Genomic DNA, 16,621 nt, shown 5'->3' with positions numbered 1-16,621 from the left:
CGCGACGATGCTCAATATCCCCCTCTGGAACCGGGTTCTGATCTGGGGCCTCGTCGCCCTCGGGCTCGCGTTTGCGATTCCCAATCTGTTCTACCCCCGGGTGGAACGCCATAACGACGCCGTTGCCGCCATCGAGGCCGGCCTCGCGACCGAGGAAGACGTGGCCGAAGACCTGGCGGGCTGGCCCGGCTTCCTGCCCTCCTCGCTTGTCAATCTCGGTCTCGACCTGCGCGGCGGCGCACATCTTTTGGCCGAGGTTCAGGTTGAAGACGTCTATGAGTCGCGGATGGATGCGCTCTGGCCTGCGGTTCGCGACATCCTGCGCGAAGAGCGTGAGACGGTCGGCACCATCCGCCGTCAGGACTCGCCCGCAGACGAGCTGCATGTGCGGATTTCCCAACCCGATGGAATGAACGCCGCACTGGCCGCCGTTCGAACGCTGTCCCAGCCGGTTAGCAGCGTAACAGCCGTTGGAGCGATGACGCTCGATATCCGGGCCGAGGGTGATACCATCATCGTCACCCTGTCCGAGGCCGAACGCGCCGCCACCAATGACCGCACCATGCGCCAGTCGATCGAGATCGTGCGCCGCCGCGTTGATGAGGTCGGCACCCGCGAACCCACCATTCAGCGGCAGGGCGAGCGGCGTATCCTGATCCAGGTGCCCGGCATCGGCAGCGCCGAGGAGCTGAAGCGACTGATCGGCACCACCGCACAGCTCACCTTCCATCCCGTCACCGGTCGCGGAAGCGAAGGCGATGTCGAAGCCGGATCCCGAGAGATCGTGGTGCCGGATGTGGAAGACGACTCCATCCTTTACCGGCTGGAACAATCCCCGGTTCTGTCGGGCGAGGATCTGTCGGATGCACAGCCTGCCTTTGACCAGAACGGCCAGCCGTCGGTCACGTTCCGTCTAACCACCTCGGGCGCGCAAACCTTCTGCCGCTACAGTCAGGAAAATGTCGGCGCACCCTTTGCCATCGTGCTGGATGACGAAGTGCTGTCCGCCCCAACCATCCGAGAGGCAATCTGCGGCGGCTCTGGCCAGATCAGCGGCAACTTCACCGTGGAGGAGTCGACCGAACTGGCGGTTCTGCTGCGCGCAGGCGCCCTGCCTGCCGAGATGAGCTTCCTCGAAGAACGCACCATCGGCCCGGAACTGGGCGCAGACAGCATCGCCGCAGGCGAAGTGGCGGCCATGGTTGCTGGCATTGCGGTGCTGATCTTCATGGTTGCAAGCTACGGCCTGTTCGGTGTCTTCGCGAATATCGCGCTGATCATCAACGTGGCGCTGATCTTTGGGCTGTTGTCGGCCATTGGGGCGACACTGACCTTGCCCGGTATCGCCGGGATCGTGCTGACCATCGGTATGGCCGTTGACGCCAACGTGCTGATTTTCGAGCGCATCCGAGAAGAGTTGAAAACGGCCAAAGGCCCGGCCCGGGCCATCGAGCTTGGCTACGAAAAAGCCCGCTCGGCGATCTATGACGCCAATATTACCACCTTCATCACGGCTGTGATCCTCTATGTCATGGGATCCGGTCCGGTGCGGGGTTTTGCCATCACCCTTGGGCTGGGGATCGTGACCTCGGTCTTTACCGCCATCTACGTTACCCGGCTTGTGATCCTGCTATGGTTCGAACGCCGTCGCCCCAAGAAAATCGAGGTGTAATCCGATGCGTCTGAAGCTTGTTCCGTCCGAGACGAACTGGAATTTCTTCCGCTTCGACACGATTACGCTTGGGGCGTCCTGCCTCGCCGTGATCGCCTCGATCGTGCTGTTTTTCGTCGTTGGCCTGAATTTCGGCATCGATTTCCGGGGCGGTACCACCATCCGGACCGATGCCCACTCCGCTGTCGATGTTGCGGCTTACCGAGAGGCCCTGCAAGAACTGAACCTTGGCGATATCTCCATCACCGAGGTCTTTGATCCGACCTTTGACGAAGATGAGCATGTGACGCTGATCAACGTGCAGGCCCAGGACGGCCAGGAATCGGTGACGGCTGAGACCATCGCCGCCATCGAGGCCGTTTTGCAGCAGGTCGATCCCACCATCACCTTCCCCTCGGTCGAGAGCGTCGGCCCAACCGTGTCGGGGGAACTGGTGCAGACCGCCATCATCGCAGTGGCGCTCGCGATAGGGGCGGTGCTTGTCTACATCTGGTTGCGCTTCGAATGGCAGTTTTCCCTTGGCGCGGTGGCGGCGCTTGTTCATGACGTGACGCTGACCATCGGTATCTTCTGCCTGCTTCAGATCCGCTTCGATCTGGCCATCATCGCGGCGCTGCTGACCATTGTCGGCTATTCGCTGAACGATACGGTGATTGTCTTTGACCGGGTCCGCGAGAACCTGCGCAAATACAAGAAGATGGAACTGAAAGACCTGCTGAATGTGTCGATCAACGACACGCTGAGCCGGACATTCATGACCTCGTTCACCACGCTGATTGCGCTGATCGCCCTGTTTGTACTTGGCGGCGACGTAATCCGTGGGTTCGTGTTCGCGATGATCTGGGGTATTATTGTCGGGACCTATAGCTCGGTCTTCGTGGCCTCGTCGCTGCTGATGCGCCTTGGGGTCAAGCGGGATTGGACCAAAACCGATGGCGGTGGTGGCGGCACTCAGTTTGCCAACATAGATGCCTGAGATCCTGGCCACAGCCCTGGAAACACCGGGGCTGGTCTGGCTTCTGCTGACCATCGCAGCCGCCGGAATTGTGCGCGGATTCACCGGCTTTGGAACGGCCCTGATCTTTGTCCCGGTGGCGGGCATCTTTCTGGAACCCGAGATCGTCATAGCCTTGATCACGCTGACCGGCGTGGCCAGCACCGCAGCCCTGCTGCCGCGGGCCTGGGGACAGGCGGACCGGCGCGAGGTGGGCACCATGGGGCTGGCGGCGCTCGTGACGGTGCCGCTTGGACTGTCGCTGCTGACCCAGCTGGACCGCGACGCTGTACGCTGGATCGTGGCTGGGGTGGCCATGATCACCCTGACAGCTTTGATCGCGGGCTGGCGCTATCGTGGGCAGGTTGCGCTTCCGGGACTTTTGGGCATCGGCGCAGCAGCAGGTGGGCTCGGCGGCCTGACCGGGCTGACCGGGCCTGCGGTCATCCTGTTCTATCTGGCCGGGCAAACCGGTGTGGCATCTGTCCGGGCCAACACGATCCTGTTCCTCGCCATGCTGGATGTGGTTGTTGTCGGCAATCTCTTGTTGCGCGGATCGGTGGGGTTCGGTGTGGTGGTTCTGGCGCTGCTCCTGTCGGTGCCCTACTTCCTGACCTCGCTGATGGGGCAGGCGCTGTTTGATCCGCGTCACGAAAAGCTTTATCGAGGGGCTGCCTACGGGGTGATCGGGGTGGCGCTGCTGACCGGGTTGCCGATCTGGGACTGAGAGGACGCGACAAGATGCAGTTGAACGAGATCAGCTTTGGTGAGGCGCGGCCGGTCGATGGCTATGGACCGGGGTTTTTTCGGGTTGGCGGAGAGGTCTTTCAGGGGCCGGTCCTGTGCCTGCCGGACGGTGTGCGCGCCTGGGGCGGGCTGACCGATACCGGCGCGCTAGTGGCGCTGGCCGGCGCGCTTGATGTGCTGCTGATCGGGACCGGCGCGGACATGAGCCCCCTGCCCGCCGATTTGCGCCGGGTGCTGGAGGCCGCTGAGCTGCCGCTGGAGCCGATGGGATCGCCCTCTGCTGCGCGGACCTATAACGTGTTGCTGGCCGAAGGCCGCCGCGTAGGCGCGGCGTTGCTGCCTGTCTGAGGGATTTCGCTGCGCGCTTCGCGCGCATCGACCCGCGCGCCCGGTTCGGGCGCGTTCCAGACGTCACGGGGCCGGGCCGCGCACAACGCTCTTGCAAGAGCGTTTCTGGGGCGCTGCCACCCCCGTCGCCTTCCAGCTCCCCCGAGACATTCGATCCAAGCTGAAAGCGTCAAGGCGTGAGCGCGCCAAGCACCATCACCCGCAGCTCTCGTTCCAGCTTGCGGCGCATGGCGTCCTCGAATTCCTGATGGTTCAGGGCATGTTCCACGAAGGATCCGGGACCGCGTATGATCTCTGCTGCGAAATATTCCTCGATCCGGCGGCTCGCCCCGCCAATCGCAAGACCGTTCACCGTGACTCCGTCGAGGGGGAAATGTTCATAGGCCAGCGCCGGGGCAAAGCCATCGTTGTTCTGGCCGTCCCCTGCCACGTCGAGCGTTTGGAAAAGACAGGGCGGCGCGCGTTCGAACATCGTGGCGGCGAAACCGATCGCATAGCCGATGGCCGTGGGAAACTCACCTGTGGTGCGCGGGGTGGTCTGCAGTTCTTCCACGATCTCCAGCACCTGCGCGCGCGAGGTGACCAAACGCCAATCCGAGATCACGTCCTGCTGAAACCGCCCCGACCATTCATAGATCGCCAACGCCACCGGGCCCGGACCGTTCAGAAGCGGGTCGAGCACTTCCGGCGCCAGCAGCGCCGCCGCCAATCCGTTGCGCTGGATCTGGTGCTCGGCCTCATCGACCGAGGCCGAGACATCAAGCGCCAGCAACAGCGCCAGCCTGCAGGTCTGCTGCGCGACAGCCGGACCCGAAAGCAGCGCCATCACAAGCGCCAGGAGGGCGGCTCGGATCACCAATGGCCGGTGCTTTCCATGCTGGCCCAGGGCTCTGCCGGGGGCAATGCCTCACCGTTTTGCAGAAACTCCACCGAGACATTGTCCGGCGAGCGTACGAAGGCCATGCGCCCTTCGCGGGGCGGACGATTGATCGTCACGCCATTGTCCATCAGGTGCTGGCACAGCTCGTAGATATTATCGACCCCATAGGCGAGATGCCCGAAATGGCGACTGTCCGAGGGCAGCCCCTCATCCCCATCCCAGTTATAGGTCAGCTCCAGTGGGCATTCGGGATGCTCTGGCGGGGCCATGAAGACATTGGTAAAGCGTCCAGCCTCGCTGTCATAGCGGCGGGTCTCGACGAGACCCAGAAGCGCATAGAAGGCCATGCTGGCCTCCAGATCCTTCACCCGGACCATGGTGTGGAGATATTTGAGTGCCATTCCGATTTCCCTGTTCGTTTCAGGGAATGGTAGCGCGGCTTGTGTCACTTGTCGCGTGGGGACCGCGATAAATTTCTCGTGGGGCGGGGCGAACCGGATGGGGCTTCAACTCGTCCCGCATGATGATCGTTACGGTCACGAAGCTGACATAGAGCAGCAGATACCACGACCCGAGCTTGCCGAGCGACACCATGTCGAACTGCCCCTGCCCCGCATAGGCCCATGTGCGCGTGACGGTGCCGATATTCTCGGCGATCCAGATGAAGACGGCCGCCAGCCCCGCGGCCACAGGCAACGGCATCCAGCGCGGGTCGGTGCCGGGGAAGAACCAGATGCGGGTGCGCCAAAACAGCAGCACCGTGGCCAGAAACAGCCCCACCCGGATATCGGGCAGGAAATGATGGGCGAAGAAATTGCCGTAGATCGCGCCCGCCAGCAGCACCGTGGTCCAGAAGGGCGGGTAAGGCGCGAACTCCATATGAAAGATGCGGATCACGCGGGCGATATAGCTGCCCACGCATGCATACATGAAGCCGGAAAAAAGCGGCACGCCGCCGATCTCGAAAATCCCCTGCTCCGGGTAATCCCATGATCCCTGCGCCAGCTTGAAGATTTCCATGATGGTGCCGGTGAGGTGGAAGAGCGCGATCACCTTCACCTCCTCCCACTCCTCCAGCCGCAGCCAGACAAACGCCACCTGCGTCACCACCGCAAACAGGAACAGCGCGTCGTATCGCGCCAGCGCCCATCCCTCCTGCCAGACCGCCTTGGTGCCGATGATCGCCACCAGGAACAGGATGCCGAACATCGCGGCCCATCCCTGTTTCAGGACGAACATTATGAATTCGGCCGCGTAAGGGTGCAACCTTGCCCGCGCCCAATCCCCCAAACGGCGTTCCAGAAAGGCGGTTCCGCGATCTGCCATGCTTAAAATGCCCCTTTATCTTGCGGTCCTGCGCCCCGGTGGGGCAAAATATGGGAAACGCGCGATTCCCCGAAGAAGAAAGAAAAACGATGCCGCTCAGCGACGATCAATTGGCCGATATCACCGCAGCCCGCGAAAATGCGCAACCCACTTTGCGCGCGGTGGCCCCGGGGATGGAAAAGCACCTCTACACCGCGCAGCCGGTTTTGGACCATGGCTTTGTGCGGGTGGTGGACTATATGGGCGACGATGCCGCCATCGTGCAGGCGGCCCGTGTCAGCTACGGCGCCGGAACGAAAAAAGCCCGCGATGACAGTGGCTTGATCCGCTACCTGATGCGCCACTGGCACTCCACCCCGTTTGAAATGTGCGAGGTCAAGCTGCATGTCAAACTGCCCGTTTTCGTGGCCCGCCAGTGGATTCGCCACCGCACGGCGAACGTCAACGAATATTCCGCCCGCTACTCGATCCTCGATCGCGAGTTCTACATCCCCGCCCCCGATGCGCTCGCCGCGCAGTCCGTGGTCAACAACCAGGGGCGCGGGGACGTGCTGCAGGGGGAGGAGGCCGAACGCGTCCTGCGCATCCTCAAGGACGATTCGACCCGCGCCTATGACAATTACCAGTCGATGCTGAGCCAGGACGGCCAGCAGGGCCTGGCGCGAGAGCTTGCGCGCATGAACCTGCCCGCCAATGTCTACACGCAATGGTATTGGAAGACCGACCTGCACAACCTCTTCCACTTCCTCCGCCTGCGCGCCGATTCCCATGCGCAGTATGAAATCCGCGTCTATGCGGAGGCGATTGCCGAGATGGTGCGGGACTGGGTCCCCGCCGCCTATGGCGCGTTCGAAGATTACCGGATGGGCGGGGTGAGCCTGAGCGGCAAGGGCGTCGAGGTGATCAGACGGCGGCTGGCCGGGGAAGCGGTGACGCAGGAGACCTCCGGCATGAGCGCCGGGGAATGGCGGGAGTTTGTGGAGGTGTTTGGGTGAGTAATAGGCCTTTGCTTGAAATCAGAAACCTGAAGTCGATACAACACCTAGAGTTTCCAATACCAAAATCCGGGACCTGGTTGTTGACCGGCGCAAATGGCGTAGGCAAATCTGCACTTCTGACTTGTCTTTATCGAATTAATTACAAAGATGCATTTAGAGATCACTTTCCATCCTCATCGATAAGTCGACGGTTGGTTAGCTTTGAAAATGCTCAGGTCTCGTATCAAGTCAACAAGAGCCGTGTGGCTTACAGGAGGAACAGGCATCGCTGGGTTCCACGTCCCAGGAGTCAGGCCTCGCTTCTAAGAAAAATTGGATTTAACGGCGTCGTGCACATTGGCGCTACAGCGGATCGGATTACACCCAAACCCGAAGACTTCAATCCAGCTCGGTCTCGCTCTGCCAATCAAAGAATAATTGACTTAGCAAATGAGGTTTTTAACACGAACCGATTCAGTAACCTTAGGGTTGTGAATGTGACACGTGGCGTAAACGAAGCATTTGTTATTAGGAAAGGTCATCAATCTCCATATGACTACTTTGGAGAAAAACTCCTGTCTGTTGGTGAGCTATGCGTATTGAAGTTGTTGAAGCGCGTTCTTGCTCTTCCATCTCAAAGCTTAATCCTAATAGATGAATTGGAGATTGCGTTACACCCCACGGCACAGGCTCGCCTTTTTTCAATCATTTCTAGATTAACCTCGGAGGGAAACCATACGGCTATTTTTTCGACGCACTCTGCTACATTGCTCAAGCTTTCCAAGCAAAATCAGATCTTGTGACTCAAGAAAGATGCCGAATCTCACTCGATCGTGATCGGGCCACAAAAATCTGTTGTTCTTGGTGCGATGGCTGGCAGCGAAGAGCGGGCAACAGACCGGATTTTCGTTGTTGAAGATGCGTCCGCAAGAGATTTCGTTGAAGCTGTATTTGAATGTGCGGCCGTTGATCTTCTTCCGGAAAAGCGCCCAAAGTATAAGGTAATAAGTGCTGGTAGCTGGACGTCTGCAATCGATTTGTTTCGCGCACTAAGAGCACAGAATGACACTATTTCAAGGGTCTCGCTACTTATGGATGGTGATGTCGAAGATACGATGCAGGAGCAGCGTCAAGTCAATCCGAATAATGAGCACGTATCTTTCTATTTTTCTGAGGGAGAAAGCAAGCTTGTCATTCCGTTCACTCCTGAGTGCTTTTTGGTGCTAATGGTTAGCCGGGACCGAGAAGCATATCTTAAGCATTTGCGTGGGGTTTGCGGTGATTTTCAAATTAACCTTCCTACCCAAATAGTTATTCCTCGGACAGACGGTAGGAGTGAGCGTGAACCGTGTAAGGCTTACTATAGGGCACTGTGTCGTGAATTGACGAATGCGGACATTTCTGACTGTTCGAGTAAGGTTTTTTCTGCGGCGATGCGTCTTGCAAAAGACCAGTATAGGAACGATTGGGGTCGCATTCGGATGCGGGTTCACTAGCAGATGTCAGAAGTCAATCACTAGATAGCAAACGTAGGATGGCCAAACTGCCCTCCCTACCACCCTCAATCCCCACCCCGCGCGGAGTAAAGGCGAAGCCGCCGCGCCATCGCCGACGCGCCCCCACGCGGAGGCGATTTGGCTGACACCTGCGCTGATGATTGAGGTCATCCGGGCTTGGCCGGGATAAAGCGCACCGTAGAGAGGCAGCATCGCCCCCGCGCGCGTCGTCGATGCCGCGGCTTACCCGGCCTCGGGGCTCCGCCCGGTCGTGGGCGCAGCTCCCCCGGAGCGTTTCTAGGTAGCCTGCTCACACCCGCGCGCGTCGTCGAGGGCGTTCCCCCTGTCACCCCCGCGCAGGCGGGGGCCTCCTCCTCCCCACCATCGCAACGAATTCTCTTCGCCCGCCCGCATCCCCGCGTTAATGTTTGTGCAAGTCAATCATGTGGAGGGACCATGAAGAAGCTACTGACCGCAACCGCCCTATCCGCCGCGCTGGCCAATCCGCTGGCTGCCAGCGGCTATGTCGAGCCGGTGCTCGAACCGCAGGTGATTGTCGAGGACACGTCCTCCAGCGCCGGGGGTATCCTTGTGCCTCTGCTGGCCCTCGTGATGTTCGCGCTCGCGATCAACGCGGGCGACGGGCAGACCGTCGCCATCAGCGATGCGCGGCTCAAGACCGATATCACCCCAGTGGGCACCGCCGCCAACGGGCTGACGCTCTATGAATACCGCTATGTCGGCTCGCCCACCGTGCATCGCGGTGTGATGGCGCAAGAGGTTCTGACCCATACGCCCGAGGCCGTGGTCACCCTGCCCGGCGGTTATCTGGCGGTGAACTACACGATGCTGGGTATCGAGCCCGCCATCGTCGCCCCCTGATCCGGCCAAATTTTTGCGACAGCCCCCCGCTGCCAGACCCGGCGCGGGGGGCTTTCTGTCTGTGCGGGGGCGTGTGAGGGTGGCGCCCCCCTCATTTCAGGGTTCAAACCCGCCCCGGTTTCGGGCATAGAACCTGCGAAACGCCCGCCGAAAGAGGCCCAAAATGCACGATATCCGCGCCATCCGCGACAACCCCGCAGCCTTTGATGCCGCCATGGCCCGCCGCGGCCTGCCTGCGCAATCGCCCGCCATTCTGGCGCTCGACGAAGAGCGCCGCGCCTGCATTTCCGCAGCCGAAAACGCGCAGGCCGAACGCAACGCCGCGTCCAAGGATGTAGGCCGGGCCAAGGCCTCTGGCGATGAGGCGGAATTTGAACGCCTGCGCGCGCTTGTTGCTGAAAAGAAAGACGAAATCGCGCGACTGGATGAAGATGCCAAGGCCAAGGACGCGGCGTTGAAGGCGCTGTTGGAGGCGCTGCCGAACTTGCCCCATGATGATGTGCCAGACGGGGCGGACGAGACCGACAACGTGGAGATCCGCCGTTGGGGCACGCCGAAGGAGTTCACGTTCGACCCCAAGGAGCATTACGAATTGGCCGCCACCCAGGACGGCATGGATTTCGAGACGGCGGCGAAGCTCTCTGGCTCCCGCTTCGTGATGCTGTCCGGGGGCGTCGCGCGCCTCCACCGGGCACTGGCGCAGTTTATGCTGGATATTCATACGGTTGAGAACGGGTTGACGGAAGTGAACCCGCCCGTTCTGGTGCTGTCGGAAACCATGTATGGCACCGGCCAGCTGCCGAAATTCGGCGAGGACAGCTATCAGACGCGTGAAGGCTGGTGGCTCATTCCAACCTCCGAAGTGCCGCTCACCAATATCGTTGCCGGTCACATCGTCGAGGAAAGCTACCTGCCCCGCCGCTACACCGCCCATTCGCTCTGCTTCCGATCGGAAGCCGGCAGCGCGGGCCGCGACACTGCGGGAATGCTGCGCCAGCACCAGTTCGAGAAGGTGGAGATGGTCTCGGTCACGCACCCCGATCTGTCCCGCGCAGAGCTGGATAGGATGACCGATTGCGCGCAAGGAATCCTTGAACGGCTGGGGCTTCCCTACCGCACCGTGGTGCTGTGCACCGGCGACATGGGCGCAGGCGCACGGCGAACCCATGATATCGAGGTCTGGCTGCCGGGTCAGAACACCTATCGCGAGATCAGCTCCTGTTCCGTCTGCGGCGACTACCAGGCGCGGCGGATGAATGCCCGGTTCCGGCCCGCAGGCGGCGGCAAGCCGGAGTTCGTCCACACGCTGAACGGCTCGGGCGTGGCCGTGGGCCGTTGCCTTATCGCTGTTCTGGAGAATGGCCAGCAAGAGGACGGTTCCGTTGACCTGCCAGAGGCGCTGCACCCCTACCTGGGCGGCAAAACCCGGCTGGCGGCGGATGGCACCCTTGTCTGATCCGACCGGCCCGGAAGACCGCGCCGACACAGCTCGGCTGAAGGCGATACTTCTGGTCTGCGCGGCGCTCGCCTTTGCGGTCGCCCCACTAATGAGCGAGCCTTTCACCGGGTGGTCCCCCGAAGACTTCCCGCGCGATGCATTGCCACAGCCGCTGCAACCGGCTGGCTATGCGTTCTCAATCTGGGGCGTCATCTATGCCTGGCTGGTATTGCACGCTGGCTTTGGGTTGATCAGGCGCGACACCGATGAGGGATGGGACGCAATGCGCTGGCCTCTCTTCCTGTCGCTCGCCATTGGCACGGGCTGGATCGGCGTTGCCTTGACCAGCCCGATCATGGCAACGCTCTTCATCTTCGTGATGCTTGTAGGCGCGGTTGTCGCAATGTTGCGTGCGCCGAAATCCCGCGACGGTTGGCTTACCGCTGGTCCCGTAGGGTTATATGCAGGATGGCTGACGGCTGCTGCCAGTGTTGCAGGCGCAACCAGCCTTGCCGGTTATTCTGTTATCACCCCGGACACGGCCAGCTATCTTGGGCTCGGGGTCGTCATTCTTATCGGCGGAACGCTTGCGACGCGGCATCCTCCGATCACCTACTATGTTGCTCTGGCTTGGGCGCTCATAGGCACGGCGATATCCAATGCGACAAGTCCGCAAGGTGATGTTGTCTTTACCGGTGCAATCGTATTGGCCCTTGCCGGCCTGCTATTGGCGATGATCCGGCAGGTCCGCTCGGAAGGCTGACTGATCTCTCGCCCCTTTACCGGGCCTGCCCCCTCAGCTAACAGGGCGTATAGGCAGGTTTTTCAGGGCGGGTCCATGCACATTCTCATCACCAACGACGACGGCATCAACGCCCCGGGCCTAAAGGTGATGGAAACCATCGCACGCGAGATCGCAGGCCCGGATGGTGAGGTCTGGATCGTGGCGCCTGCCTTCGAGCAATCGGGCGTTGGCCATTGCATCAGCTATGTGCACCCCACGATGATTTCCCGCCTCGGGGTCAATCGCTACGCGGCAGAAGGAACACCGGCCGATTGCGTCTTGGCGGGCCTTCATGACGTGATGAAGGACAGCCGCCCCGATCTGGTGCTATCGGGCGTTAACCGGGGCAACAATTCCGCCGAGAACGTGCTTTATTCCGGCACCATTGGTGCGGCGATGGAAGCGGCCCTGCAAGGCGTTCCGTCCATTGCGCTATCGCAGTATTTCGGGCCTGAAAACCTGCAGCTTGATGACCCGTTCGAAGCGGCCTTGCAGCACGGCGCCGAGACCATTCGCGCGCTGTTGGATCACGGCCACTGGGACGAAGAGGACTATCGCACGTTCTACAACGTGAATTTCCCACCCCTGCCTGGCAGCCAGGTCAAAGGCCGCCGCGTGGTTCGTCAGGGGTTTCGTCGGGGTACGCATTTTTCCGCACAGCCGCACACCGCGCCTAATGGCCGCCGTTTCCTGTGGATCACCGGCGGCAGCCAGCACAACCCGACCGCGCCTGACAGCGACGCGCAGGCCAATCTGGACGGGTTCATCTCGGTCACGCCGCTGCGCGCGGACCTGACCGCCCATGACGTTCTGGCCGATCTGAAAGCGCGACTTGAATGACCTGGGATGCCGAGCAAAAGATGCAGTTCCTGTTCCACCTTCGCCAGAAGGGGGTCACGGATTCGCGCACGCTCGGAGCTATGGAGAAGGTCGACCGCGGATTGTTCGTTAAAGGACATTTCGAAGATCGCGCCTATGACGACATGCCCCTGCCGATCAGTTCCGGCCAGACAATCAGCCAACCCTCTGTTGTTGGGATGATGACACAGGCGCTGAAGGTGGAGCCGCGCGACAAGGTGTTGGAGGTCGGAACCGGGTCTGGCTATCAGGCCGCGATCCTCAGCCATCTGGCGCGGCGCGTTTATACTGTTGACCGTCACCGCCGCCTGACGCGCGATTCAGAAAAGCTGTTTCATTCCCTGGGCTTGCACAACATCACCGTGATCACCGGCGATGGCAGCTTCGGGCTTCCCGAACAGGCACCCTTTGACCGGATCATCGTGACCGCCGCGGCCGAGGACCCGCCGGGGCCGCTGCTGGCACAACTGAAAGAGGGCGGCATCATGGTGCTGCCGGTCGGCCAGTCGGACGCGGTACAAAGCCTGATCAAAGTCACCAAAACAGCGCAGGGCCTGCACTATGATGAGCTCTGCCCGGTGCGCTTCGTTCCGCTGATCGAGGGCATGGCCCAGGACTAAACCGCCTATGGGCTGGAAACCTACGGCGATTCGCGTGTAAAACCCTGCGAAACCCGCAGGGCTTTTGCTGCGGCAAGACCCCGTTTCCAAGGGGGCCATAGTTTCAGATAGAATTGAGGTTGCAGAGCCGATGAAAAGATTTCCGCAGATCGCCCTTGGCCTGACCCTGCCGCTCTTGGCGGCATGTAACACGCCCGGCGGCTTCGACTTCGATTTCCGCAACAACGGGATCACGGCGGCCACACCCGCCACCGAGGCCGCCACCGCCAGCCGTCCCGAGCCCGACCAGTTCGGGCTGATCACCTATCCCACCTATCAGGTGGTGGTTGCCAACCGAGGGGACAGCCTAAGCACCGTCGCCAGCCGGATCGGCATGGATGCCGCCGAATTGGCAAGCTTTAACGGTAGAAACGAAGCTGATCCGCTGCGCGAAGGCGAGGTGTTGGCCCTGCCCCGCCGGATCACCCCGCCGGGGGCGTCGGCCAGCACGACTGACATCACCTCGATCGCGTCGGCGGCAATTGACCGTGCCGATGCGGATGCGCCTGCCGTGTCCACCGCGCCGGTTCTACAGGTGCAAGGCGGGGCCGAACCGGTCCGCCACCGTGTCGCACGGGGTGAGACCGCCTACTCCGTTTCGCGCCTGTATGGCGTCTCTGTGCGCGCCTTGGCGGAATGGAACGGGCTTGGACCAGAGCTGACCGTGCGCGAGGGGCAATTCCTGATCATCCCGATCGTGCTGGAAGCTGCATCGTCCTCGCCTGACGGCAACTCGCCGGGTGAGTCAGTGACCCCTGTGCCGCCCTCTGCCTCGGACCCGCTGCCCGAGAACATCACAACGGCTGAACTGCCCGAGGCCCCAGCCTTGGACGACCCGACCCCGACGCCGGAAGAAACGGCTGCTGCAAACTCGGAACCGCAGATGCAGCGCCCAGTGCCCGGCCAGATCCTGCGCCCCTACAGCGCCCGGAACGAAGGTATCGACCTCTCGGCCTCAGCCGGTACGCCGGTTCGTGCAGCGGCAGCGGGTGAAGTGGCGGCCATCACTCGCGACACCGATCAGGTGCCGATCCTGGTGCTGCGCCACCCTGGCAACCTGCTGACGGTATACGCCAATATCGATAATATTCGGGTGGAGCGCGGCGATACCGTCTCGCGCGGGCAGACCATCGCTGATGTGGGTGAGGGCGACCCGGCTTTCCTGCATTTCGAGGTGCGGCAAGGCTTTGAATCCGTCGATCCGACGCCCTACATAGAATAACGAAAAAGGGCGTCCCAGAGGCGCCCTTTTCTTTTCCCAGTCAAGCGGTTGGCGTCAAACTTTAACGCCCTTACGCCCCGCCAGATCGGTGAAATACTGCCAAGCCACCCGGCCCGATCGCGCCCCGCGCGTTGCCTGCCATTCAATGGCCTCGGCCCGCATCGTGGCGTCGTCGATCTGCACGCCAAAGGCATCGCAATAGCCCCGGATCATCGCCAGATACGCGTCCTGATCGCACGGGTGGAAGCCAAGCCAAAGACCGAAGCGATCCGACAGGGACACCTTTTCCTCAACCGCTTCCGACGGATTGATCGCGCTGGAGCGTTCATTTTCGATCATGTCGCGCGGCATCAGGTGGCGGCGGTTCGAGGTGGCGTAGAACAGCACGTTGTCCGGACGGCCTTCAACCCCGCCATCCAGCACCGCCTTGAGCGATTTGTAGTGCTGATCGTCATGGCTGAAGCTAAGATCATCGCAGAAGAGGATAATCCGCACCGGCGCCTTGCGCAGAATGGAAAGAAGCCGCCCGATAGAGGGCAGGTCTTCGCGTTGAACCTCAACCAGTTTCAGTTCAGGGAAATCTGCTTCAATCGCGCCATGCACTGCCTTGACGAGAGAGGATTTTCCCATCCCTCGCGATCCCCACAAAAGAGCGTTGTTGGCAGGCAGTCCATCGGCGAACTGGCGGGTGTTCTCCATCAGGATATCACGCGCCCGGTTGATCCCAAGAAGCAAAGACAAGTCAACGCGGTTGACCTGGGCCACTGGATCCAGCCGGTCCGGGTCCGCATGCCAGACAAAGGCTGTGGCTGCGGACCAGTCCGGTTCCGCAGCCGGCGCGGGGCGCAGACGTTCAAGGGCCTCGGCGATCCGCTTCAGGTCACCGTTTTCACTCATTTCGCGGGGTCCTCGGCCTCAGACTCAGCCGGGGTTTCAGGCTCTTCTTCAGCCGAAGAGTCATCCTCATCGTCATAATACCCGCTCTCGCGAAGCTCTTTCTCGCGCTTGCGCTCTACCAGCCTGACCAACTGGATCGAAATTTCGTATAGGCCATAGACCACAACGAAAAGGATCAGCTGTGTGATCACGTCGGGCGGCGTCACGAGGGCGGCCAGCACCAGAATGCCAACTACGGCGTATTTGCGGACATTCCCCAACCCCTCGGCAGAGACCAGCCCGGCCTTGCCCATCAGGGTCAACAGAACCGGCAACTGGAAGCAGATGCCAAAAGCGAAGATGAACTTGAGTTCCAGATCCAGTGACTCCTTCACCGAGCCAAGGAAGACGGTCTGAAGCTCATCATTGGTGCCGGGTTCAACACCGGACTCCATGCCGGTGATCAGCGACGTAAGAGCCGGGATCACATCGGAAAACCCGATAAAGAACCGCATCGCCAGCGGCGTCACCACGAAATGGGCGAATGCAGCACCGGCCAGGAACAGCAGCGGCGAGGCGATCAGGAAGGGCAGGAAAGCGTTCTTTTCGGTCTTGTACAGCCCCGGCGCCACGAAACGCCACATCTGGTAAGCAATAACCGGGAAGGCCAAGCCGAAGCCCATGACCACCGATACCCGGATCAGGGTAAAGAACTTCTCTTGTGGGGCGGTGAAGATCAAGCGTGGGTCTTCACCCCGTTCCAAGAGGATCGTCCGGATGGGCTGGAACAGGAACTCGAGGATCGGTTCGGCCACAGTGAAACAGGCCACCATAGCAATGACGAAGGCCAGCACCGACCAGATCAGCCGGGTCCGAAGCTCTGCCAGATGCTCGATTAGCGGGGCGGAGCTGTCTTCGATCTCATCTTTTTTCATGTGTCGGCGGTTCCGGTGCGGGGCTCTGCCCGTGGCAGATCATCTTGTGCAACGGCAGCAGCATCCTCTGCCGCCTCTACCGCAGCGCTCGCGCGGGCGGCCGCGCGTTCCTGCGCGGCAGCAACGCGTTCCTCGGCCTGCTTATGACGCTGTTGCGCCAGTTTTTCGGTCTCGGTGAGGGGCCGTTCAGGCTCTGACGCATCATCTCCGTCCAGCGCAGATCCTGCGGCCTTTCTCATCGCCTCCATCCCCATCTTGCGCGGGCTGGTGACCTTGCGCAGATCGCGGGTGATATCGGTTGCCTTCTTGAGATCCTTGGCCATTTCATCGAGGCCAGTTTCGCTGGCCGCCGCGTTCATCGTGGTTTGGAACTCTCTCGCCATACCGCGAATGCGCCCGGTCACCTGACCGAGCGTTCTGAACATCTTGGGAAGATCCTTGGGGCCCACGACGATCAACGCCACGATGCCCACGACCATCAGTTCCCACATGCCAATGTCAAACATGGCAGCCCCTCAGCCCGACTG

The 16,621-nt window shown here is 61.1% G+C and carries 19 protein-coding genes; 13 read left to right on the top strand and 6 right to left on the bottom strand.

Annotation, left to right across the window (positions count from 1 at the left end; genetic code table 11):
- The first annotated feature begins 7 nt into the window (after positions 1 to 7).
- From secD to ACROHD_RS04655, 4 genes are read left to right on the top strand one after another with little or no spacing between them, the layout of a single operon-like run.
- Positions 8 to 1,672 carry a protein translocase subunit SecD gene (gene secD / locus ACROHD_RS04670; protein ID WP_432676187.1) on the top strand — a complete coding sequence of 555 codons (1,665 nt, stop codon included), beginning with the start codon at positions 8 to 10 and terminating at the stop codon, positions 1,670 to 1,672.
- Between the two features lie 4 nt (positions 1,673 to 1,676).
- A complete protein-coding gene (secF, locus tag ACROHD_RS04665; protein WP_432676186.1) occupies positions 1,677 to 2,648 on the top strand; it encodes a protein translocase subunit SecF in 972 nt (323 codons plus the stop codon).
- Complete coding sequence (locus ACROHD_RS04660) at positions 2,641 to 3,393, top strand: TSUP family transporter (RefSeq protein WP_432676185.1); 753 nt, start codon at positions 2,641 to 2,643, stop codon at positions 3,391 to 3,393. The genes secF and ACROHD_RS04660 overlap by 8 nt, the downstream gene beginning before the upstream one ends.
- 14 nt (positions 3,394 to 3,407) lie before the next feature.
- The gene (locus ACROHD_RS04655) at positions 3,408 to 3,761 is read left to right on the top strand and encodes an Mth938-like domain-containing protein (protein ID WP_432676184.1); all 354 of its coding nucleotides are present in this window, start codon (positions 3,408 to 3,410) and stop codon (positions 3,759 to 3,761) included.
- Positions 3,762 to 3,930: 169 nt separating this feature from the next.
- On the opposite strand, the gene ACROHD_RS04650 is transcribed toward ACROHD_RS04655, so the two are convergent.
- From ACROHD_RS04650 to ACROHD_RS04640, 3 genes are read right to left on the bottom strand one after another with little or no spacing between them, the layout of a single operon-like run.
- Positions 3,931 to 4,617: a DUF1194 domain-containing protein gene (locus ACROHD_RS04650; protein ID WP_432676183.1), complete on the bottom strand. Its 687-nt coding sequence runs from the start codon at positions 4,615 to 4,617 to the stop codon at positions 3,931 to 3,933.
- A complete protein-coding gene (locus ACROHD_RS04645) occupies positions 4,614 to 5,042 on the bottom strand; it encodes a VOC family protein (RefSeq protein WP_432676182.1) in 429 nt (142 codons plus the stop codon). The genes ACROHD_RS04650 and ACROHD_RS04645 overlap by 4 nt, the downstream gene beginning before the upstream one ends.
- A gap of 19 nt (positions 5,043 to 5,061) precedes the next feature.
- A complete protein-coding gene (locus ACROHD_RS04640) occupies positions 5,062 to 5,967 on the bottom strand; it encodes a DUF817 domain-containing protein (protein ID WP_432676181.1) in 906 nt (301 codons plus the stop codon).
- An 89-nt stretch (positions 5,968 to 6,056) separates the two neighbouring features.
- Between ACROHD_RS04640 and thyX the strand changes: the two genes are divergently transcribed.
- The 9 genes from thyX to ACROHD_RS04595 all read left to right on the top strand — a co-directional run bounded on the left by thyX (position 6,057) and on the right by ACROHD_RS04595 (position 14,283).
- Positions 6,057 to 6,962, top strand: coding sequence for an FAD-dependent thymidylate synthase (gene thyX, locus ACROHD_RS04635; protein WP_432676180.1), 906 nt, complete (start codon positions 6,057 to 6,059; stop codon positions 6,960 to 6,962).
- A complete protein-coding gene (locus ACROHD_RS04630; RefSeq protein ID WP_432676179.1) occupies positions 6,932 to 7,747 on the top strand; it encodes an AAA family ATPase in 816 nt (271 codons plus the stop codon). The genes thyX and ACROHD_RS04630 overlap by 31 nt, the downstream gene beginning before the upstream one ends.
- A 30-nt stretch (positions 7,748 to 7,777) precedes the next feature.
- The gene (locus tag ACROHD_RS04625) at positions 7,778 to 8,440 is read left to right on the top strand and encodes a hypothetical protein (protein ID WP_432676178.1); all 663 of its coding nucleotides are present in this window, start codon (positions 7,778 to 7,780) and stop codon (positions 8,438 to 8,440) included.
- A gap of 456 nt (positions 8,441 to 8,896) precedes the next feature.
- Positions 8,897 to 9,322: a tail fiber domain-containing protein gene (locus ACROHD_RS04620; protein ID WP_432676177.1), complete on the top strand. Its 426-nt coding sequence runs from the start codon at positions 8,897 to 8,899 to the stop codon at positions 9,320 to 9,322.
- A gap of 163 nt (positions 9,323 to 9,485) precedes the next feature.
- Positions 9,486 to 10,778, top strand: coding sequence for a serine--tRNA ligase (gene serS / locus ACROHD_RS04615; RefSeq protein ID WP_432676176.1), 1,293 nt, complete (start codon positions 9,486 to 9,488; stop codon positions 10,776 to 10,778).
- Positions 10,771 to 11,523, top strand: coding sequence for a TspO-related membrane protein (locus ACROHD_RS04610; RefSeq protein ID WP_432676175.1), 753 nt, complete (start codon positions 10,771 to 10,773; stop codon positions 11,521 to 11,523). The genes serS and ACROHD_RS04610 overlap by 8 nt, the downstream gene beginning before the upstream one ends.
- A 75-nt stretch (positions 11,524 to 11,598) precedes the next feature.
- On the top strand, positions 11,599 to 12,384 hold the full coding sequence (surE, locus tag ACROHD_RS04605; RefSeq protein WP_432676174.1) for a 5'/3'-nucleotidase SurE: 786 nt from the start codon (positions 11,599 to 11,601) through the stop codon (positions 12,382 to 12,384).
- On the top strand, positions 12,381 to 13,022 hold the full coding sequence (locus tag ACROHD_RS04600) for a protein-L-isoaspartate(D-aspartate) O-methyltransferase (RefSeq protein ID WP_432676173.1): 642 nt from the start codon (positions 12,381 to 12,383) through the stop codon (positions 13,020 to 13,022). Before surE ends, ACROHD_RS04600 begins: the two co-directional genes overlap by 4 nt.
- Before the next feature lie 130 nt (positions 13,023 to 13,152).
- Positions 13,153 to 14,283 (top strand): peptidoglycan DD-metalloendopeptidase family protein, encoded by a 1,131-nt coding sequence (locus tag ACROHD_RS04595; protein WP_432676172.1) that lies wholly within the window; start codon positions 13,153 to 13,155, stop codon positions 14,281 to 14,283.
- 54 nt (positions 14,284 to 14,337) lie between these two features.
- Here the strand turns inward: ACROHD_RS04595 and ACROHD_RS04590 are convergent, their stop codons facing one another.
- Genes ACROHD_RS04590 through tatB form a run of 3 tightly spaced genes read right to left on the bottom strand, consistent with a single transcriptional unit; the run spans position 14,338 to position 16,600 of the window.
- The gene (locus tag ACROHD_RS04590) at positions 14,338 to 15,180 is read right to left on the bottom strand and encodes an ATP-binding protein (protein ID WP_432676171.1); all 843 of its coding nucleotides are present in this window, start codon (positions 15,178 to 15,180) and stop codon (positions 14,338 to 14,340) included.
- Positions 15,177 to 16,094 (bottom strand): twin-arginine translocase subunit TatC, encoded by a 918-nt coding sequence (tatC, locus tag ACROHD_RS04585; protein ID WP_432676170.1) that lies wholly within the window; start codon positions 16,092 to 16,094, stop codon positions 15,177 to 15,179. The genes ACROHD_RS04590 and tatC overlap by 4 nt, the downstream gene beginning before the upstream one ends.
- On the bottom strand, positions 16,091 to 16,600 hold the full coding sequence (gene tatB, locus ACROHD_RS04580) for a Sec-independent protein translocase protein TatB (protein WP_432676169.1): 510 nt from the start codon (positions 16,598 to 16,600) through the stop codon (positions 16,091 to 16,093). The genes tatC and tatB overlap by 4 nt, the downstream gene beginning before the upstream one ends.
- Positions 16,601 to 16,621: the final 21 nt, after the last annotated feature.

The organism is Nioella aestuarii, from assembly GCF_050896395.1.
GTDB lineage: Bacteria > Pseudomonadota > Alphaproteobacteria > Rhodobacterales > Rhodobacteraceae > Nioella > Nioella aestuarii.
This window is presented reverse-complemented; position numbering and strand designations above follow the sequence as displayed.